Genomic DNA, 19405 nt, shown 5'->3' on the forward strand with positions numbered 1-19405 from the left:
TACGCGGCCCCAGCCACCACACCACGATCAGAATCGACATCAACACCGGCGCGCCGCCGTGACACCAGCCACGACATCTTAAGTTGACGGCATTGCGTCTAGACGTGACCTCTCCGGCCGGAGCGCCGGCCTTCGACGATGTCGTCGCCGAGATCGCGGCTCGTGCCCCCTCGGGTCGGCTGCGGGTGGCGATCGACGGCGGAGACGGCAGCGGGAAGACGACACTCGCGGCGCGCCTGGCCGCCGCGATCGACGACGCCGGTCGCAGCAGCCAGGTCATCCATGTCGACGACTTCATGCACGGGCCGGCGGTGCGCCATCGACGAGGCCGCAACTCGCCCGAGGGCTACCTCGACGACAGCTACGACTACGGGGCGCTGCGTCGAAACGTCCAACGGCCGACGCCCGCGGGCACCGTGGTCATCGTGGAGGGGCTCTTCCTGCTCAGGGACGAGCTGGTCGACTGGTGGGACTGCTCGATCTTCCTCGACGTCGAGATCGAGGTCGCCCTCCGGCGGAAGGCCGCGAGAGACGGTGTGAGCCTGGGTGAGTCCGACGCACTGACCATGCGGTACGTCGAGGGGCAGCGGCTCTACCGGGAGCGCTGCCGGCCGCGGGAGCGTGCCACCTGGGTCCTGACCGATCAGGAATCGAGAAGCAGCACCCCGGCGCCGCGGCTAGCGTGGCGCCATGGACATCACCATTGACACCGCGTTCCTCCCGCACGACGACCCGGAGGAGTCGCTCGCGTTCTACCGCGACGTCCTCGGCTTCGAGGTCCGCAGCGACGTCGGCGAGGGCACGATGCGCTGGATCACGGTCGGCCCCGCGAACCAGCCCGACATGTCGATCCTGCTGGCGCCGCCGGCCATCGACCCCGGCATCACCGACGACGAGCGCCGCGTCATCTCCGAGATGATGGCCAAGGGCACCTACGGCTGGATCCTGCTCGACACCAAGGACATCGACGCCCTCTTCGAGCGCGTGCAGGCCAGCGACGCCGAGGTGATCCAGGAGCCGATCGACCAGCCGTACGGCGTACGCGACTGCGCCTTCCGCGATCCCGCCGGAAACCAGGTCCGGATCAAGCAGAACCTCTGACCCAGGACTCCGCTGTGGCCCCATCCCGAGCATCTCGGGATGGGGCTACTGCTGTCTTGCGACCCGGCGGGGGCGGGCCGGAACCGATCAGGAATCGAGAAGCACCAGGTGCCGTCCCGCTCGTAGCGTTCTGGTCAACGGAGAAAACCACCCGAACCAAGGAGCAGAGATGACCACCGCAGCCAACACTCAGCAGACCACCCCCATCACCGCGGTCACCCTCGAGGTCACCGACCTCGACGCCGCCACCCGCTTCTACGCCGACGCCTTCGGGCTGGGCGACCAGCTGCGGCTGCGCGCCTCGGACTCGCCCAGCACCGGCTTCCGCGGGTTCACGCTGTCCCTGGTCGTGTCCCAGCCGGCCGACGTCGACGCCCTCGTCGACGCGGCGATCGAGGCCGGCGCGACGGTGCTGAAGCCGGTCGCGAAGTCCTTCTGGGGCTACGGTGGCAGCGTCCAGGCGCCGGACGGGACCGTCTGGAAGATCGCTTCCTCGTCGAAGAAGAACACCGGCCCCGCCACCAAGCAGGTCGACGACTTCGTGCTCCTGCTCGGCGTCGCGGACGTCAAGGCGACCAAGCAGTTCTACGTCGAGCAGGGCCTCGCCGTGTCCCGGAGCTTCGGCAGCAAGTACGTCGAGTTCGAGGCTCCGGCGGGACAGCTCAAGCTGGCCCTCTACACCCGCCGGGCCGCGGCCAAGGACGCCGGGATCGACCCGGAGGGCACCGGCTCGCACCGGGTCGTTGTCAACAGCACGGTGGTGTCGGGCGCCGACCCCGACGGGTTCCCCTGGGAAGCCGCGGTCTGACCGCCATGCGACACCACTACTGGAACTACCTCGAACCACAGCCGACCAACACACACGAAGGAAAGACCATGGCAGACGACCCGAAGTACACCGGACTCAGCGACGACGAGAAGGCCGCGATGAAGGAGCGGACCAAGGAGCTGAAGGCGGAGGCGCGCCGCAACAAGAGCAAGAAGGACGGGGAGGCCGACCTCCTCGCGAAGATCGCCGAGATGGACGGGACCGATCGTGTGCTGGCCGAGCGGATCCACGAGATCGTCACGGCAAACGCGCCCGGGCTCATGCCCAAGACGTGGTACGGCATGCCGGCGTACACCAACGAGGCCGGGAAGGTCGTGTGCTACTTCAAGGCCGCGGCGAAGTTCAAGATGCGGTACGCCCAGTTCGGTTTTGAGGACCCGGCGAACCTCGACGACGGCACCATGTGGCCGACAGTCTTCGCGGTGACGCAGCTCAGCGCCGCACACGAGCAGCAGCTCGCCGAGCTCGTCAAGAAGGCGGCGCGCTAGGCAACCTGGCCTGCGCTATAGATAGGGACCATGACCACCATGAACGAGACCTCGCCTGCTCCGCAGCCTGCGGAGCACGCCGCCGACAGCCACGACCTGATCCGGGTACAGGGCGCCCGCGAGAACAACCTGAAGGACATCAGCGTCGAGCTGCCGAAGCGCCGGCTGACGGTGTTCACCGGGGTCTCCGGATCGGGTAAGAGCTCGCTGGTCTTCGGCACCATCGCGGCGGAGTCCCGGCGGCTGATCGACGAGACGTACTCGACGTTCGTCCAGGGGTTCATGCCGAACCTGCCGCGCCCGGAGGTCGACGTACTCGAGGGCCTGACCACCGCGATCCTGGTCGACCAGGAGCGGATGGGCGCCAACCCCCGCTCGACGCTGGGCACGGTCACCGATGCGCACGCCATGCTGCGCTCCCTCTTCAGCCGGCTCGGCGATCCCTACATCGGCGGGCCGACGGCGTTCTCGTTCAACATCCCGACGACCACGGTCGGCGGGGCGTCGGTCACCGAGTCGGGCAAGAAGAACGTGGTCAAGCAGGTGGTCTACCTCGGCGGCATGTGCCCGAAGTGCGAGGGCCGCGGCACCGTCTCCGATCTCGACCTCAGCCAGATCGTCGACGAGTCGAAGTCGCTGGTCGAAGGGGCGATTTTGGTCCCTGGCTACACCGCGGACGGCTGGATGGTCGCGCCGTACAAGGAGGTCGTGCCGCCGGACGTGCCGATCGGCAAGCTCACGAAGGAGCAGCGTGACGACCTGCTGTTCGGAGAGGCTCGCAAGGTCAAGGTCGAGAAGATCAACATCAGCTACGAGGGCCTGATCCCGAAGATCCGGAAGGCCATGTTCAGCAAGGACCCGGAGTCGCTGCAGCCGCACATCAAGGCGTTCGTCGAGAGGGCGGCGGTCTTCCAGGCGTGCGGAGTCTGCGGCGGCACCCGGCTCAACGAGTCGGCGCGGTCCTCGAAGATCAAGGGGCTGGACATCGGTGAGGTCGCCGCGATGCAGGTCACCGACCTGGCCGACTGGCTGCGCACCATCGACGACCCCGGCGCCGCGCCGCTGGTCGGCAAGCTGCTCCACCTGCTCGACTCCTTCGTCGAGATCGGCCTCGGCTACCTCTCGCTGGACCGGCCCTCAGGCACGCTGTCCGGGGGAGAGGCGCAGCGCACCAAGATGGTCCGGCACCTCGGCTCGGCGCTGACCGACGTCACCTACGTCTTCGACGAGCCGACGATCGGGCTGCACCCGCACGACATCCAGAACATGAACAACCTGCTCCTGGAGCTGCGCAACAAGGGCAACACGGTGCTGGTCGTCGAGCACAAGCCCGAGACCATCGCGATCGCCGACCACGTGGTCGACATGGGGCCGCTGGCCGGCACCGGCGGTGGTGAGGTGGTGTTCGAGGGAACCGTCGACGGGCTGCGGGGGAGCGGCACGCTGACCGGCGAGCACCTGTCCTACCGGGCGGCGGTGAAGGAGACGGTGCGCGAGCGGAGCGGCGTGCTCGAGGTGCGCGGTGCCAACACCCACAACCTGCAGGACGTCGACGTCGACATCCCGCTCGGCGTGCTCACCGTCGTGACCGGCGTGGCCGGGTCCGGCAAGAGCTCGCTGATCCACGGCTCGGTCGCCGGTGGCGAAGGCGTGGTCACCATCGATCAGGGCGCGATCAAGGGCTCCCGGCGCAGCAACCCCGCGACGTACACCGGACTGCTGGAGCCGATCCGCAAGACCTTCGCCAAGGCGAACGGCGTGAAGCCGGCGCTGTTCAGCGCCAACTCCGAGGGCGCCTGCCCGACGTGCAAGGGCGCCGGTGTGATCATCACCGAGCTCGGGTTCATGGACACCGTGTCGACGCCGTGCGAGGACTGCGGCGGCAAGCGGTTCCAGGCGTCGGTGCTGGAGTACCGGGTGAACGGGCTCAACATCGCCGAGGTGCTCGACCTGCCGGTCGCCGAGGCGCGCGCCTACTTCGCCGACGGCGGTGCGAAGACGCCTGCGGCAGCCTCGATCCTGGCCCGCCTGGAGGACGTCGGGCTGGGCTACCTCAAGCTCGGCCAGCCGCTCAACACGCTGTCGGGCGGTGAGCGGCAGCGGGTGAAGCTGGCGATGAACATGAAGGGCGACGGCGGGATCTACGTCCTCGACGAGCCGACCACCGGCCTCCACCTCGCCGACGTCGAGAACCTGCTCAAGCTGCTCGACCGGCTCGTGGACGCCGGCAAGTCGGTGATCGTGATCGAGCATCACCAGGCCGTGATGGCGCACGCCGACTGGATCATCGACCTCGGCCCCGGCGCCGGTCACGACGGCGGCACGATCGTGTTCGAGGGCACGCCCGCCGACCTGGTCGCCGGCCGCTCCACCGTGACCGGCGAGCATCTCGCGGAGTACGTCGGCGGCTGACCTCGTCAGCCCTGTCGGTGCACCCGGTAGCGCAGGTGGGTCGCGTCACGGCCCTCGAGGCGCCGTACCAGCTCTAGCTCGACGGTGTTCGGGTGCCGCGAGGTGAAGAGTGGGCGGCCGGCGCCGAGCAGGACCGGCACCAGGTGGATCTCGAGCTCGTCGAGCTCGTTGGCATCGACCAACGCCTGCGCGGCGCCCGCACCGTGCACCAGGACCGGGCGGTCGCCCGCAGACGCGCGGGCGGCCGCGGCACACTCGCGGACGTCGGAGTGGAAGCTGGTGCCGTCCGGTAGCTCGTGGGCGTCGCCGTCCTGGTGGGACAGCACGTGGATCGGTACACCGTCGTGGTGGTCGCCGCCCCAGCCTCCCGCCAGCTCGAAGGTACGCCGGCCCGAGAGCACCGCGCCGGTGGCCAGCGCCTCGCCGTACACCTGCCCGTTTATCCCCGCCGACCGCCGGTCGTCGAGCCAGTTGAACAGCCGGCCGCCACCTTCGCCCAGCTCCTGCCCGGGGCGGTCGTCCGGTCCGGCGATGAAGCCGTCCAGGGACATCGACATGTACAACCGGATCGGTGCGCTCATGACTGTGCGTCTCCTCGTGCGTCGCTGGTCTGGTTGGGAAAGTCGGCGGCGGTGAGGCCTGTCGGGTGGCCGGCCGGCCACTGGACGAGCTCGATCCGGTAGCCGTCCGGATCCTGGAGCCAGGCGGTCTTCGGGCCGTCGGGCCCGCCCGGCAGCTCGGGCCGGCCGGGCTCGAGGCCGCGGTCGGTCAGGGTCGCAAGCGTCGCGGCGAGGTCGTCGACCTGGATCGCCAGGTGGTCGAAGCCACCGACCTCGACCGGGCCTGCCTCAGACCGGTGGACCAGCTCCAAGGTGGCTTCCTCCTCTTCGGGGAAGCTCAGGACGACCAGACCACTGCCGTTGTCGAACCCGACCCGGCCGAGCTCCCGATAGCCGAGGGCAGTGTAGAAGTCGAGCGACCGCTCCAGGTCGGCGACGCGGTAGGCGGCGAACAGTGTCCTCATGGTCGGGGCAGACCGCCGGCGTCGTGCAAACTCATCGCCGGCGGCGTCCTAGAGATGGAGGGTGCCGTCGGCCACGACCAGACCGCCGCCGCTGAGGCGGACGAGGTCTCCCGCTACGGAGATGCTGAGGAAGCTCGGCCGGCCGGTGGCGTGGCCCTGCTCGATGACGACGGTGCTGCCGTCGGGGACGACCCCGTCGGCGACCAGCCGGGCGGCAAGCGGCCCGGCTGCGGTCCCGGTTGCCGGGTCCTCCGCGATCCCCATCGTGGGGTTGAAGAACCGCGCGTACGCCGCCACCTCGCGCCCGCTCTCCAGGCTGTAGACGTAGCAACCCTCACCGTCGACGTCACGCAGCACCGCGGACAGCCGCGCCGGGTCCGGCTGCACCCGGTCGACGACCTCGCTCGACCGCAACGGAGCCAACAGGTGTCCCGCCCCGGTGTCGACCACCACGGCATCCTCCGGCGCGAGATCGCCGACACCGATGCCCAGGGAGGCGGCGAGCTCCGAGCGATCCCGGACGACGTCTCCGAACTTGGGCGGTGCCTGGTCCATGGACACCACCACCCCGTCGTCCCGCCGGTCGATCAGCACCGGGATCAGGTCCGCGCCGATCTGCTGCACGAACCGCTCGCGGTCGCGAGGCAGCCGGGTCTGAGCCAGCCACAGGCAGGCACCCAGGGCGTTGTGCCCCGCACCGCCGACCTCCGCGCCTATCGGAGTGAACGAGCGGAGCTGCCAGTCCGCGCCCTCCAGGTCGGGCTCGACGATGAACGTCGTCTCGGACTGGTTGAACTCACGCGCGATCGCCTGCATCTGCGGCACCGGCAGCTCATCCGCGTCGGGAACCACCACCAGTGGATTGCCGGAGAGCGGGTGGCGTGCGAACACGTCAACGTAGAAGAACCGGGGCGCAGCTGAGGGAGTAGTCACCCGTCGAGCCTAGGTGTCAGGCGGCGATGGCGACCATGCCCGGCATCAGGTTCCTCGGGCACTCGCAGGTGTCGCTGCACGGCAGGAAGGTGTGGGACGCGTGACCGCACTCGAAGCAGGGCAGGTCGTGTGACAGGTGAACCTCGTTGGTCTGGACGGTGTTCCACATGGCCGGCCTCCTTGGTGGTGTCGAATGTTGCGGCCTCATCAACACCACGAAGGGCAGACGGCGGATACGACATCCGGCCGGCGAAAATCCATGAAGATTCTCTGGCACCCCGCTCAACGGACGTTGAGCGGGGGGTCAGAGTCACATATCCGAGCTATTGAGTCTCGTCGTCGATGCAGAGGATGTTGTCCTCGCTGTCCTTGAACCAGGCGGCGTTTCCCATCCCCTCCATGGTCGCGACGTCGCCGTCCCAGGTGACACCCGGCAGGTCGTAGTGCTCGAAGGTGACGCCTTTCGACTGAAGCTCCTTCACCTCGGCGCCGACGTCGGTCACGTGGAACTGCGCGATGGTGTGGCCGGCCTGCCCGGCGTACTCGGTCTGGTAGAGGAAGAAGACCGTCCCGCCGGCCTTGTAGATGAGCCCGGCCGGGTTCTCGTCGGCGGGGGTGAGCCCCAGCTTGTCGGCGTAGAAGCGCCGCGCCCGATCGAGATCGGCGGCCGGGATGTTCGCGGTGACCTGACTGTCCTGCAACATGGTGATTCTCCTTGCTGGTCGGGGAACCCCCGAGCAGCTCCTTCTTCTTGGAATGTAGACCTGGCGAGCGGCTCGCGCTCGGCTATCGGCTAGCCCTTGACGTAGGAGAGCTTCTCGGCGACGAGACCTCCCCGGACCCGGAACACGTCCACTCCGCGAACGTGCCCACCGGCCCAGCTGTAGCGCCACAGCACGATCGCACGGTCGCCGCTCACGATCTGCTCCTCGGCCTCGAATACGGCGTCCGCCGAGTCGCGGAAGAACGCCGCCCACGAAGCACGTACGGCGTCCTGGCCCTCGTACCGGCCACCGTTCGGCGGCGCCGTGCTCTCGAACACGCAGTCCACGGTCATGGCTGCCATCACCGCGTCCACGTCCTGCCGGTCGAATGCGTAGGCGAACCGGGCGACCGCGGCAGCCGTCCCGTCCGTGGCCGCGTCCATCAGGTTTGCTTGGCGTAGTGGCTGGCGCCGAACCAGTCGACCACCACGACGTCCTCGTCGCCGACGACCCAGGCGTCATGCCCGGCGGGCAGCGAGGTCACCTGGCCCGGCGTCGCGTCGAACTCCCGGCCATCGGCGGTCCGCAGCCTCAGCGTGCCGGACACGTGGTACTGGAAGTGCGGGGCCTCGCAGAGGTCGGTGCCGGCGATCGGCTTGACGTGCTCGGACCAGCGCCAGCCCGGTGCGAGGACCAGGCGCCCGATCTCCATCCCGCCCATCGAGAGGATCTCGGCCCGGCCGTGGTCGAAGGTCCGGACCTCGTCCGGCTCGGCGAAGTCGCGCTGCTCGATCAGCTGCTCGGTGTTCGTCTCGATGCTCATCTCTGCTCCTGTGCTCTCGGTTCTCCACCCCAGTGGCGGTGACCCAAAAGTAGGAATCCGTCCTTGCAGAATTCTTGCGGTTGCGATGATGAGCCGGTGGCAGGGGCCGGGCGGATCGAGCTCCGACTGCTAGGTCGGTTCGCTGTGCTGCGCGACGGCGTCGAGATCCCGCCGGCGGCGTTTGCGGGCCGCAAGGTCCGCACGCTGCTGAAGGTGCTCGCCTGCCGGCAGGGCCGCTTCGTCAGCAACGACACGCTGGCCGAGGCGCTCTGGCCCACCAAGCCCCCGTCGGATCCGGTGGCGAACCTCCAGGTCCTGGTCAACCGCGCACGCCGCGCGCTGGGAGACGCCGCACTGATCGTGACCGACCGGGGCGGCTACACGCTCGTGAGGAGTGCCGCGTGCTCGGTCGACAGCGAGCGGTTCCTTGACGCGCTGAGCGACCGATCGCTGTCCGCTCCGGGACTTCAAGAGGCGCTCTCGCTGTGGCAGGGGGAGCCGCTGCCGGAGGAGGCGTACGACGACTGGGCCGTCGGCTACCGCGCCCGGCTCCTGCGTGCTCACCAGGACGCACTCGAGCGGGCCGCGCTCCTGGCGATGGAGGATGGTGCCGCGGGCACCGCCGTCGAGCTCGCCAGTCGCGCGGTGGAGGCAGAACCGCTGCGCGAGATCGCCGTACTGACCCTCATCCGTGCGTTGGCGGCTGCCGGCGACGGCGCGGCCGCGCTGCAGGTGTACGACGACTACCGGCGAGCGCTGGCCGACGAGCTGGGCGTCGACCCGTCCGCCGAGGCGGTCGCCCTGCATCAGAGCCTGCTCCGGCAGGCGCCACCGCCGGACCAGGCGCCTCGGCGACGGTGGTCCCGCGAGTTCGCCGAGCTTCCCTTCGTGGGCCGCGGCGCCGAGCTCAGGAAGATCCGGACCGCCCTCACCGAGGCTGCCGGACGCCGTGTGTTCGTGGCGATCAGCGGGCCTTCTGGCGCAGGCAAGTCTCGCCTGCTCGACAGCCTGGCCCGCGAGGTGCCGATGGTCCGAGCGCGCGCCCACCCGTCCGAGCGCTCCGAGCCCTGGACGCTGCTGCGCACCCTGCTCCGCGAGGTCGCGGCGCAGGACATCGCGCACGTGGACCGGCTGCCGCCGCCCATGGCCTCGGCGCTCGCCTGGCTCCTACCGGAGCACGACGGTCGTGGGGGAGCGGACCTCGATCCGGAGAGCCGGCGGATCCTGCTCCACGAGGCGTCGCTGCGGCTGCTCGAGGCCGCCGGCGTGATCGCCGTCGACGACCTCCAGTGGTGCGACCCGAGCAGCCTGGGCGTGCTGGAGGCGGCGACCGCCCGGATCGCGAACCTGAGGACGGTGCTCGCGTACCGGCCCGAGGAGGTCGCCGACCGCGATGACGTCCGTGCCTTCGTCGGCCGCGCCAACTGCGTTCTGCGCGTCGACCTCGGCGCGCTGCCCGACGAGTCGCTTCCCCAGCTGGTCGCCGACTCCGGTGTCGTCGAGGCGCTGCGCCAGCACACCGACCGGACGCCGATGGCGGTGGCGGAAGTACTCAGGGCGCTGTCCGCCGAGGGGTTGGTGGCGCCCGCGCCCGAGGGCGCCTGGCAGTCCAGCGGCGATGCTGCCGCGCGGGCGGTGGCGCTGGCGCGGGAAGGGCAGCGGCTCGCGATCCACGCGCGTGCGGCCGCCCAGCGCGATGCGGACCGCGAGCTGCTGGCGCTGCTGGCGTTGGTGGCGCGCGAGACCAATGCCTCGACGCTGGCCGCAGCGACGGCGACGCCCGAGCCCCAGGTGCTCGACTCGCTGTCGCGGCTGTTCCGGAGCGGGCTGGCGCAGCTGGGTGACCAGGGCTGGAGTACCAGCCACGACATGGTGACCGAGGTGGTGTCGTCCGGACTCGACATCGTCGAGCGGGCCCGGCTGCATGCCAGCCTGGCCCGAGCGCTTCGGTCCGAGGACGACCCGCTGCTGCTGGCGCACCACCTGCGGGAGGCCGGCGATTCGCGTGGCGCGGCTGATGCGTACGCCGTCGCCGCCCAGCGGGCGTTCGACACCGTGGCCGACGACGAGGCGGCGCAGCTGGCAGGCGTCGGGCTGGGGTTGTCGCCGACGGCAGCGGTCCGCGCTGAGCTACAGGAGATCCGTGGCCAGGCGCGGCAGCGGCTCGGTGACTATGCCGGAGCCCGGGAGGACCTGCGGTCGGCGCTCGCCGTACACACCTCGGGACCGGCCCGCGCCCGAGTCCTGGCCCGGCTGGCCATGGTCTCCTCGGGAGCCGAGGACATCGTCCGGGCGGCCCAATTGGCCGAGCTCGCGGTCGTGGAGGCGGGTGAGGACGCGCCGATCCGGGCCCGCGCCCTCGAGGTCGCGTCGGTGCTCGACATGAACCTCGAGCGCGGCCGGCGGTCGGCCGAGCGTGCGTCCGAGGCCCTGGGCCTGTACGAGAGTCTCGGGGACGCCAACGGGATGGCGCGGATCCTCGACGCGCGGGCCATGGCCCAGTTCCTGGAGGGCGACGTCCGTGGTGGCGAGGCCGCGCTGCGACGGGTCGCCGACCTCTTCGAGGATTCCGGCGACCTGGTCCGAGTCGTGACGCCCAGAGCGACCGCCGGTCACGCCCTGGTGTTCGCCGGCCACCCCGAGCAGGGCCTGGTTCAGGTCACCGCCGCGCTCGAGCTGGCCCGGACCCTGGGCCATCCCGAAGGACAGGCGTACACCCTGTGGCACCGGACCGAGGCGCTGGCCGCGCTCGACCGCGGCGAGGAGGCAGCGGCGGAGGCGGCCGAGGCGCTCGCCATCGCCACCCGGATCGGCCACCGCGGCTGGACCGCCACCGGATGGCGGGCCGTGGGCCTGGCTGCCCAGCAGCGTGGCGAGCTCGACGAAGCATTGCAGGCGTTCCGTCGCTCACTGGATCTCTCTGAGCACCTCGGCCTGTTCGCCTCCTGGGCCGCGGCTCGCGCCGCCATGGTGCTGGTGTCGCAGGGCCGACCCGAGCCGGCCGTCCCCTTGGTCGCACGCGCGCTTCGCGAGGGGCCGCCGCTCGGGCACTACGAGGCACGGTGGGCCCAGGTGGAGCTGGCCGTAGCCCTGGGTGACGCGGCGGCTCCCGCGCTCGCCCAGGCGGCGTGCGACCTGCTGAAGGCTGGCGGCGTCCAGCAGGCGCGCGAGCGGTTGCTGGCCGTCGCCGCGACGTACTCAGACTGATCAGGAATCGAGAAGCACGGTGCCACCGCGCCGCCGTAGCGTCGCGAACATCAGTCAGCAGATCGAAGGGAGACACACCGTGTCACTGCAGATGAGCCTCGTCATGCTCGGCGTCAAGGACGTGGACAAGGCGAAGGCGTTCTACGTCGACGGACTCGGCGGTCAGCCGGACCAGGACTTCCCCGGCTTCGTCCGGCTCAGCCTCGGCGACGGGTCCACGAAGCTCGCGCTGTACTCGTGGGATGCGGTCGCGGAGGACGCCGGGGTGGCCGCGGAAGGCTCGGGGTTCCGTGGCATCTCGCTGCACTACCTCGCCGACTCGCGCGAGGAGGTCGACCAGACCATGAAGGCGGCCGGGGCAGCCGGCGCCACCGTGGTCAGGACAGCGGCCGCCGCGGATGAGTGGAGCGAGTACTTCGGCTACTTCAGCGACCCGGACGGCTACCTCTGGAAGGTCGCCACCTCCGCCTGACCCGACCGCTCCAACTTAACTCGAACACGCGTGTTCAGGTTGTGCTACCCTGGCACAACCTGAACATTGCTGTACGAGTTAGGAGAGGTCATGAGTACGACGACGGCGACGCCGCACCCCCGCCGCTGGCACACCCTCGGGCTGCTGGGCCTGGCGCAGTTCATGCTGATTCTCGATGTCACGGTCGTGGCCATCGCGCTGCCGCACATGGGCAGCGACATCGGCCTCGGTCGCGACGCGCTGACCTGGGTGGTCAGTGCCTACACGCTGACCTTCGGCGGCCTGATGCTGCTCGGCGGCCGGGCCGCCGACCTGCTCGGGCCGAAGCCCGTGGTGATCGCCGGGCTGCTGGTCTTCACCGCCGCCTCGCTGGTCACCGGACTGGCGACCGGTCCCGAACTGGCCATCGGCGGCCGGATCGGCCAGGGCGCCGGAGCCGCGATGCTGTCGCCGGCCGCGCTGTCGGTGGTGGTCCGACTGTTCGAGGGGGAGGAGCGCAACAAGGCGCTCGGCATCTGGTCCTCGCTCGGTGCCGGCGGCGCCGCGATCGGCGTACTGCTGGGCGGGCTGCTCACCTCGGGACCTGGCTGGCAGTGGGTCTTCTTCATCAACGTGCCGGTCGGCGTGGTGGTCATGATCGCGCTGCTCCGCCTGCTCCCGCCACTGCCGGCGTGGGGCTCGAGCGGCCGCCTCGACCTGGTCGGCGCGACGCTCGTGACCGCTGCTACCGCGCTGGTCATCCTCGGCTTCATCGAGGCTGGTGACGGCGGCTGGACCTCGGCCCGCACGGCCGCCCTGGTCGGCGGTGGCGTCGTCGGGTACGGCGTACTCGCCCTCTGGCTGCGAAGCACCAGCACCCCGCTGATCGACCCGGCGCTGTTCACCCGACGTCCGGTCCTGGCCGGCACCTTCGTGCTGTTCGTCGCGACCGCTCTGATGATCGCCGTGTTCTTCCTCGGCACCTTCTACCTGCAGGGCGTCGCCGACCACGGCCCGCTGGTCACCGGCCTGCTGTTCCTGCCGGTCGCGGCCACCACCATGGCCGGCGCGCAGGTCGCGGGCCGACTGGTCGGCCGGCTCGGCGCGCGGGGCATCGGCGTCATCGGCCTGCTGGTCGCGGCGGCCGGCCTGCTCGGACCGGCACTCAGCCCGAGCACGCTGACCACCGTGGTCGCGGTCAGTCTGGGTGCGGCCGGGCTCGGCGCGCTGTTCGTTGTGGCCTCGGTGACCGCGCTGAGCCAGGTCGAGCCGCAGCTGGCGGGCGTCGCGTCCGGGATCCTCAGCACCTTCCACGAGCTCGGCGCCTCGCTGGGTGCCGCGGTGATGTCGGGCGTGGCCGCGGCCAGCCTGGTCGCCGGCACAACCGCAGGCTTCGAGCGTGCCTACCTGGTCGCGGCCCTGGTCGCCGCCGGGGGAGCGGTCGTCACCGCTGTCCTGGTGCCGGGCCGCCCCGCCGCGGCACCGGCCGACACGATCTCGGCCAAGGAGGCGCTTTCGTGAACTGGTCCTTCCTTCGCCACTACCTGGAGATGCTGGTCGCGATGGCCGTCGGCATGGCCGCCCTGATGCCGCTGTGGGAGCTTGCCGCCGGTGACCGGCCGGATGCCTCATGGGTCAACCGCGCCGAGGTGGAGTCGCTGGTGATGGCCACCGCGATGGCGGTGCCGATGGCGCTGTGGATGCGGTTCCGTCGGCACCGGCTGGCGCCGATCGTGGAGATGTCGCTCGCCATGTACGCCGGCTTCGTGACGCTGTTCCCGCTGCTGTGGCTGGGCGTCCTGGACGCCGGGGGAGTGATGATGATCGGCCACGTGCTGATGCTGGTGCTGATGCTGGCGGCCATGCTCGCCCGCTACCGCGAGTACAGCCACGCTCACCCGCGAGGTGCCTCGTGCGCTGCCTGATAACACGTACGCTGATGTTCGAGTACTGCGAACGCGTCACCGAAGGAGTCGAGCGTGCCGGTCAGCGAGCTGGGGGAGAAGACCACCGGGAAGCGCGCCGATGCGCGCAAGAACATCGCGGCGATCGTGGAGGCGGCGATCAGCTGCCTGGCGCGCGATCCGGACGTGAGCATCAACGAGATCGCCAAGGCGGCCGGGGTCGGCCGGGTGACCCTCTACGGGCACTTCGAGTCGAGAGCCGCGCTGGTCGGCGTGGTGGTCGAGCATGCGATGCAGCAGACCGACGAGGCGCTCGACGCGCTCGACCTCGAGGGCGACCCGCGCGCCGCGCTCGCCCGGCTGATCGATACCTCCTGGCAGCTCACCCATCGGTACGGCGCACTCGTGATCGCGGCCGAGCAGGCGCTGCCGCCGGACCAGGTGCGCGAGGCACACAGCAAGCCGATCGCGCGCTGGCAGCGGCTGCTGCGGCGCGGGCGTCGGGACGGTGCGTTCCGCAAGGACATGCCGCTGGACTGGCAGGTCTCGCTGATCCAGGCGATCCTGCACGGCGCCTCGGCCGCCGTACACCGCGGCGAGATCACGCCGGAGCAGGCACCGGCGCTGATCCGCGACACCGTACTTGGGGCGCTCACCCCGCCCAGCGACTGACCGAGGAGACGCGATGAGCACCGAGCTGAGGATCCGCGAGGCTGCGCCCGCCGACGCCGAGCTGGTGCTTGCGATGGTGCGCGAGATCGCCGACCACCAGGACCAGGGCGAGCACGTGACGATCACCGCCGACCGCTGGCGCGAGCTGCTGGCGCGGCCCGAGGTGACGGTGCTGATCGCCGAGCGCGACGGCGCCGCGCTCGGCTACGTGTCCGCCGTACGCCGCCTCCACCTGTGGAGCGGCGGCGACGTGATCGGGCTGGACGACCTCTACGTGCGCGAGGCGGCCCGCGACCTGGGTGTCGGCAAGGCCCTGATGCTCGAGCTCTCGCGGCTCGCGCAGCCCGAGCAGCTCACCATCGCCTGGGGCGTCGAGCCGCACAACGAGGGCGCGATCCGGTTCTACGACCGGCTGGGCGCCTACCTGCGGAACAAGGTGGTGGTCAGCTGGCCCGCGTCCCAGCGGCCCAGCTGACCAACCATCCACACGTCCTACATGTCGTCGTCGAGCACGGCCATGATGTTGCCGGCGGGGTCGGTGAACCACGCGATCGTCGGACCGCCCGAGCGCGAGATGCCCTTCTCGTCCTGGTCGAACCCGTCGTACCGCAGGAACGCGACGCCCTTCGCGGTCAGCTCGTCCACTGCCGCGTCGACGTCGGGGACCGGGAAGTTGAGCATCGTGTACGTCGCCGGCGTGTAGTCGGCTTTCGGGTAGACCAGGACGTTGGTGCCGCCGGCCAGATTGAGCGAGAGCAGCTCCTCGCCGAGGGCCTCGACGTTCAAGCCGAGCACCTCGGAGTAGAACCTGCGGGCGGCGTCCAGGTCGTCGACCGCGAAGCCGCTGAATGCCTTCACTGATCCGAACATGGCCGCCTCACTCCTGGCCGGCCGCGGTAGCCGTCTCAACGCGGTGGGCCTCACTGAGCTGGATCAGCTGGACGTAGTTGCCGTCGGGGTCGATCGCGGTCGCGAACAGGCTGCCGTCGCGGTCCTCGAGCGGCGCCAGCCACTCACAGCCGCATCGCTCCACCCGCTCGACGGCAGCGTGGGCGTCGTCGACCTCGAAGTTGAGCAGCACCCGCCCCGGCTCGGCCGTCTTCGGCCCGACATCGTCGCGGGTGTCGATGAACAGATAGACGCCGCCGTAGCCGAGGACGCGGTACTCCTCGTTCACGTCGTCGGTCTGTGGCGGGAACGCCGACCGGTACCACTCGTGCAACCGCTCGGGGTCGGTGCTCGACAACATGATGCTGGTCAGGCTTGGTGTGGACACGACGTTCACTCCATTTCGGTTGGTACGGCGCGCAGGGATGCCGCCGTACATAGGTAGACCGGTGGGTACGCCGAGACTCATCGCGGATCGCGACACGCTCGCGATCAGGGCCGTTGCCGTAACCGGACATATGACGCGTTCGTCGTACGCCTGACGCTGGTGCCGGCGGTGATGGCAATGGTCCAGGCCAAGCTCTGGTACCACCCGCAGTGGTTCGCCCGCTACGTGCCCGACCCCGATATCGAGGGCGAGAAGCTCGAGGAGCGACTGGCCGCACACGGGGCGGCAGAGAGTCACCACTGACCTAGACCGTGGGAGGGTCGTCCTCGTGTCGTTCGATGTCTTCTTCCAGCGCTTCGTTGACGGCGAGCCTCAGCCCGGAGGTGGCGATCGCATGCGCAAGGTTCTGCAACCGTTCATCGTGCGTGAGGAGCCGATGTACAAGTTCGCGCTGGTCGAGTACGGCGACGGCTCTGCCGATGTCTACCTGGATGACGACGACATGATGGCCAACCACGTGGCCGGCGAGGATCCGTGGGCACTCCTGGTGGCCGGGGCGCGCGCGGCGGGCTGGGTGATCATGCCTCCAGGTTGTCCGACCTGCATCACTGACGACGAACAGCGCAACCACCTGCCGGACGAGCTCGGTGCGGCCGTGGTACTCGTCGCCGACGGCGCAGATCTGCTGCGAGTGATCAGCCCTTCATGACCCGGGCAGCGTCGAGGGCCCGGTACGACCGGACCCTCGACTTGCTTGCTGAACGGTGATCAGTGCGGATAGCGGTTGGCGCCGGGGAAGGCGCCACCGTCAGGCATGGCCGCGATCGCGGCACACTGCACGGCGGGTGTGGCCATGTCCCAGTTCAGCCATCCCGGGATGTAGCAGTTGCCGGCGCCGGTGAAGGCGCCTGTGGTCGGGTCGATGTGGATGTGTCCGACCACGCACAGCGTCATCCCGCCGAACGGGACGTAGGTGAACGCCTGGCGCGTGGCACCGGTAGTGGCGGACGTGTTGACGTAGACGGAGTTGGCGAAGTTCGCGGCCTTGACGCAGTTGGCCGCGTCGACGTTGGTGAACCCCGCAGGTGCGCCATTCGCGGCGGTCGTAACCGGGTCCCAGGGCATGGTTCTCTCCTGACTGGTTGGCGAAGTCCGATGGATGAGGAAGGTCAGCCGACGGCGCCGCTGGTGCGCTCGATCGCGCGGCTCGAGCCGGGCCACACGCCGTACAGGTCGATGGCGATCTGCCCGTTGGGGAACTGCCCGATCGGCGAGGGCCAGTTGAAGCGGTGCTTCTCGTCGCTGAACATGCCCTTGAAGGTCAGGTCCAGCTCCAAGCCGGTCGCGTTGACGGGGATCGAGTTCATCATCGTCGACCGGCCGCCCGAGACCGTCGCGGACGTCGACTGCTTCTTGCCGTCGACGGTGTACGACGCGGTGGCTTCCACGATGTACGTCCCGCCGTGGGCGTCGTCGAGCAGGATCGAGATGCCCGACAGGTTGGTGACCCAGCCGAGCACCGGGGTCTGCCCGACGAACGAGGCGAACTGGTAGGCGACCGGCATCAGGTCGGTGGCGACGATGTTCGCGTCGGCCGGCCACAGGTGCTGCTCGAAGGCCGAGGACGCCTTCGTCTGTGCGTAGGAGCCCTTGGCGTCGCCGCCCGCGTTGCCGGCCATGGCGTTGGTCGCGCCCGCGGACCCGGTGATGGAGAAGGTCGACTTGTCCGACTGGGAGCCGAGGTTGAGGCCGCTGACCGCCATCAGTGCCTGCGTGACGACGCCGAAGCCCTGCGTGATCTCGCCGTTCTGGTACATACCGGCGGCCTGGGCCTGCTGGACCAGCCAGTCCTTGTTCGCGGCGATCTGGGCGAGCGGGTCGGTCAGGTAGGCCTGGTTGGCCAGCAGGAACGTCGAGCTCAGCGAGCCCTCGTGTCCGAAGGACCAGGTCATCTCGAGGCCCGCGGTGACCTTGGTGCCGGTGTCCGGGTCGACGACCGAACCACTGAGGTCGACCGACGACGTGGACTGGGCGACGTCGGAGGACTGGACCTTCCACTCGTTCGACGGTGCGTGCGTCGTCGCGACCGCGGCCGACGGCAGGGTCGAGACGTACTGGAAGGCACCGGTGGAGGTGTTGAGGATGCCGACCGCGCCGGCGGCAACGTGAGCGTCCAGGCTCCAGTTGCCCCAGTACGACGGCTGGGTGTTGCGAAGCATCTGGGTGAAACCGAGGTTCCAGTTGGTGTTCATGAGCTGCGCCTTTCGTGGTGGGGGAGCGCCCACGGGGAGGTGGACGCCGCCAGCGAACCGAAGTGCGCGCACCGTTCAGCGGGGTACGACGTGGCCGAGCCGCGACGTACGCGTTGGCACCCCGCACGCACCCGGATCACGGCCGGCACCACGCCGGGGCAGATGCGCACCGAATCACTCCGGCGCCGTTCCCGGCCCGTGACGACGAGGGACGTCGGAGAGCGGCGGTCGTCTATGCGGTCGACCGTGCTGAGGCGGCGGCCGTCGCACCGCGGCGTGGCCGAACCGCACCTCGATCTGGTTCCCGTCGTCGGCGTCTGTCAGCCCACGGTTCCGGCGTACTCATCGCAGAATCGCGCGTTCACGAACGGATGCACGGCGATGTCTCCATGAGCCGCTCGATTATGGCGAAATGCCCTGTTTGTCCTGTCTATTCTGTTATCCGTGGGAGCGGAGACGGGGGGCGAGGGGGAGGGCACCAGGGAGCACCCGGTGTCCGCCCCGATGGAGCTGCGCGTCATCGGTCCGTTCCAGGCCCGGCTCAGCGGTCATGTGGTCGCGATGCCGCACAGCGTCAAGCGCGTGGTCGCGATGGTGGCCTTGGTCGGTCCGGTTGCCCGATCGCACGCGAGCGCGCTGCTGTGGCCCGACGCACCGGCGAGCCGAGGCAACGCGAACCTGCGGGCCGCTCTGTCCCGGCTGGGTCTGGTCGCCGACGAGCTGATCCAGATCTCCGGCGAGGTGATGGCCCTGACCGACGACGTCGTCGTCGACCTGGAGGCCGCGCTCAGCTGGATCAACGACGTCATCTACGAGACCAGCCGGCCCGCGGTCAGCCCGCCGCCGGCCTCGATCGGCCGGCCGCTGCTGCCGGGGTGGGACGAGGTCTGGCTGGAGGAGCCGCGAGAGCGGCTGCAGGTCCTGCAGGCGCAGGCTCTGGAGACCGCCGCCGAGCGGCTCCTGGCCGCCGGTCACGCGGCCGAGTCGCTTCCGTACGCGCTGTCCGCGGTCGAGCTCCAGCCCTGGTCCGAGAGCGCCAACCGGCTGATCATCGAGATCTACGCGCGCAGGGGAGACCCCAGCAACGCGCTGCGCCGCTTCCGTCGCTTCCGCCGCGCCCTGGAGCTCGAGCTCGGCGTACAACCTGGCCCGGACATGATCGCCGCCATCCGCCAGCTCTACCCGTTCGGCAACCCGCTCGTGGAGCCCCGCGTCCCCAGCCCGACCCGCCCGCCGACCTAGACCCTAGGTTTCGCCATGGTGCGAACGCGTCATCGACAGCCGGGAACGTCAGGCGCATCGTGGATAGGTCCATGTCCGTCACCGGAG

At 69.9% G+C, this 19405-nt stretch carries 25 protein-coding genes; 14 read left to right on the forward strand and 11 right to left on the reverse strand.

Annotation, left to right across the window (positions count from 1 at the left end):
- Positions 1-104 precede the first annotated feature (104 nt).
- The 5 genes from DDV73_RS02355 (at position 105) to DDV73_RS02375 (ending at position 4830) form a co-directional block, all read left to right on the forward strand.
- Positions 105-707, forward strand: coding sequence for a nucleoside/nucleotide kinase family protein (locus tag DDV73_RS02355; protein WP_206050663.1), 603 nt, complete (start codon positions 105-107; stop codon positions 705-707).
- Positions 691-1101 carry a VOC family protein gene (locus DDV73_RS02360; protein WP_109505651.1) on the forward strand — a complete coding sequence of 137 codons (411 nt, stop codon included), beginning with the start codon at positions 691-693 and terminating at the stop codon, positions 1099-1101. Before DDV73_RS02355 ends, DDV73_RS02360 begins: the two co-directional genes overlap by 17 nt.
- Before the next feature lie 169 nt (positions 1102-1270).
- The gene (locus tag DDV73_RS02365) at positions 1271-1909 is read left to right on the forward strand and encodes a VOC family protein (RefSeq protein ID WP_109505652.1); all 639 of its coding nucleotides are present in this window, start codon (positions 1271-1273) and stop codon (positions 1907-1909) included.
- A gap of 68 nt (positions 1910-1977) precedes the next feature.
- Complete coding sequence (locus DDV73_RS02370; RefSeq protein ID WP_109505780.1) at positions 1978-2418, forward strand: iron chaperone; 441 nt, start codon at positions 1978-1980, stop codon at positions 2416-2418.
- A gap of 30 nt (positions 2419-2448) precedes the next feature.
- On the forward strand, positions 2449-4830 hold the full coding sequence (locus DDV73_RS02375; RefSeq protein ID WP_206050664.1) for an ATP-binding cassette domain-containing protein: 2382 nt from the start codon (positions 2449-2451) through the stop codon (positions 4828-4830).
- Positions 4831-4835: 5 nt separating this feature from the next.
- Here DDV73_RS02375 and DDV73_RS02380 read toward each other — a convergent pair whose 3' ends face one another.
- The 7 genes from DDV73_RS02380 to DDV73_RS02405 form a co-directional block, all read right to left on the reverse strand.
- Complete coding sequence (locus DDV73_RS02380) at positions 4836-5411, reverse strand: dihydrofolate reductase family protein (RefSeq protein ID WP_109505653.1); 576 nt, start codon at positions 5409-5411, stop codon at positions 4836-4838.
- Positions 5408-5854, reverse strand: a complete 447-nt coding sequence (locus tag DDV73_RS02385) for a VOC family protein (protein WP_109505654.1) — start codon at positions 5852-5854, stop codon at positions 5408-5410. The genes DDV73_RS02380 and DDV73_RS02385 overlap by 4 nt, the downstream gene beginning before the upstream one ends.
- Positions 5855-5902: 48 nt before the next feature.
- Positions 5903-6787: a PhzF family phenazine biosynthesis protein gene (locus DDV73_RS02390; protein ID WP_109505655.1), complete on the reverse strand. Its 885-nt coding sequence runs from the start codon at positions 6785-6787 to the stop codon at positions 5903-5905.
- 16 nt (positions 6788-6803) lie between these two features.
- Entirely contained in the window at positions 6804-6956 is a 153-nt protein-coding gene (locus DDV73_RS28335; RefSeq protein WP_170125998.1) for a hypothetical protein, read from the reverse strand.
- Between the two features lie 154 nt (positions 6957-7110).
- Positions 7111-7491 (reverse strand): VOC family protein, encoded by a 381-nt coding sequence (locus tag DDV73_RS02395; RefSeq protein ID WP_109505656.1) that lies wholly within the window; start codon positions 7489-7491, stop codon positions 7111-7113.
- Positions 7492-7580: 89 nt separating this feature from the next.
- Entirely contained in the window at positions 7581-7934 is a 354-nt protein-coding gene (locus DDV73_RS02400) for a nuclear transport factor 2 family protein (protein ID WP_109505657.1), read from the reverse strand.
- On the reverse strand, positions 7934-8314 hold the full coding sequence (locus DDV73_RS02405) for a cupin domain-containing protein (RefSeq protein WP_109505658.1): 381 nt from the start codon (positions 8312-8314) through the stop codon (positions 7934-7936). The genes DDV73_RS02400 and DDV73_RS02405 overlap by 1 nt, the downstream gene beginning before the upstream one ends.
- 96 nt (positions 8315-8410) lie before the next feature.
- On the opposite strand from DDV73_RS02405, the gene DDV73_RS02410 reads away from it, so the two are divergent.
- From DDV73_RS02410 to DDV73_RS02435, 6 genes are all read left to right on the forward strand, one after another.
- Positions 8411-11521, forward strand: a complete 3111-nt coding sequence (locus tag DDV73_RS02410) for an ATP-binding protein (RefSeq protein WP_161962266.1) — start codon at positions 8411-8413, stop codon at positions 11519-11521.
- A 79-nt stretch (positions 11522-11600) separates the two neighbouring features.
- Positions 11601-11993, forward strand: a complete 393-nt coding sequence (locus DDV73_RS02415; protein ID WP_109505660.1) for a VOC family protein — start codon at positions 11601-11603, stop codon at positions 11991-11993.
- Positions 11994-12083: 90 nt separating this feature from the next.
- Positions 12084-13493, forward strand: coding sequence for an MFS transporter (locus DDV73_RS02420; protein WP_109505661.1), 1410 nt, complete (start codon positions 12084-12086; stop codon positions 13491-13493).
- A complete protein-coding gene (locus tag DDV73_RS02425) occupies positions 13490-13897 on the forward strand; it encodes a hypothetical protein (protein WP_109505662.1) in 408 nt (135 codons plus the stop codon). Before DDV73_RS02420 ends, DDV73_RS02425 begins: the two co-directional genes overlap by 4 nt.
- A 54-nt stretch (positions 13898-13951) precedes the next feature.
- On the forward strand, positions 13952-14548 hold the full coding sequence (locus DDV73_RS02430) for a TetR/AcrR family transcriptional regulator (protein WP_240617062.1): 597 nt from the start codon (positions 13952-13954) through the stop codon (positions 14546-14548).
- Positions 14549-14561: 13 nt separating this feature from the next.
- The gene (locus DDV73_RS02435; protein ID WP_109505663.1) at positions 14562-15023 is read left to right on the forward strand and encodes a GNAT family N-acetyltransferase; all 462 of its coding nucleotides are present in this window, start codon (positions 14562-14564) and stop codon (positions 15021-15023) included.
- Between the two features lie 17 nt (positions 15024-15040).
- Here DDV73_RS02435 and DDV73_RS02440 read toward each other — a convergent pair whose 3' ends face one another.
- Together DDV73_RS02440 and DDV73_RS02445 are read right to left on the reverse strand one after the other, a co-directional pair.
- Complete coding sequence (locus DDV73_RS02440; protein ID WP_109505664.1) at positions 15041-15418, reverse strand: VOC family protein; 378 nt, start codon at positions 15416-15418, stop codon at positions 15041-15043.
- 7 nt (positions 15419-15425) lie between these two features.
- On the reverse strand, positions 15426-15824 hold the full coding sequence (locus DDV73_RS02445) for a VOC family protein (protein WP_109505783.1): 399 nt from the start codon (positions 15822-15824) through the stop codon (positions 15426-15428).
- 177 nt (positions 15825-16001) lie between these two features.
- Between DDV73_RS02445 and DDV73_RS29430 the strand changes: the two genes are divergently transcribed.
- Together DDV73_RS29430 and DDV73_RS02450 are read left to right on the forward strand one after the other, a co-directional pair.
- Positions 16002-16127 carry a hypothetical protein gene (locus DDV73_RS29430; RefSeq protein ID WP_276310076.1) on the forward strand — a complete coding sequence of 42 codons (126 nt, stop codon included), beginning with the start codon at positions 16002-16004 and terminating at the stop codon, positions 16125-16127.
- Between the two features lie 91 nt (positions 16128-16218).
- Positions 16219-16533 (forward strand): hypothetical protein, encoded by a 315-nt coding sequence (locus tag DDV73_RS02450; RefSeq protein ID WP_154402574.1) that lies wholly within the window; start codon positions 16219-16221, stop codon positions 16531-16533.
- A gap of 59 nt (positions 16534-16592) precedes the next feature.
- Here DDV73_RS02450 and DDV73_RS02455 read toward each other — a convergent pair whose 3' ends face one another.
- Positions 16593-16949 carry a hypothetical protein gene (locus DDV73_RS02455; RefSeq protein ID WP_109505666.1) on the reverse strand — a complete coding sequence of 119 codons (357 nt, stop codon included), beginning with the start codon at positions 16947-16949 and terminating at the stop codon, positions 16593-16595.
- Positions 16950-16993: 44 nt separating this feature from the next.
- Positions 16994-18076 (reverse strand): hypothetical protein, encoded by a 1083-nt coding sequence (locus tag DDV73_RS02460; RefSeq protein WP_109505667.1) that lies wholly within the window; start codon positions 18074-18076, stop codon positions 16994-16996.
- Positions 18077-18520: 444 nt separating this feature from the next.
- Between DDV73_RS02460 and DDV73_RS02465 the strand changes: the two genes are divergently transcribed.
- Positions 18521-19318 carry an AfsR/SARP family transcriptional regulator gene (locus DDV73_RS02465; protein ID WP_154402575.1) on the forward strand — a complete coding sequence of 266 codons (798 nt, stop codon included), beginning with the start codon at positions 18521-18523 and terminating at the stop codon, positions 19316-19318.
- Positions 19319-19405 lie beyond the last annotated feature (87 nt).

Source organism: Nocardioides speluncae (assembly GCF_003121585.1).
Lineage (GTDB): Bacteria > Actinomycetota > Actinomycetes > Propionibacteriales > Nocardioidaceae > Nocardioides > Nocardioides speluncae.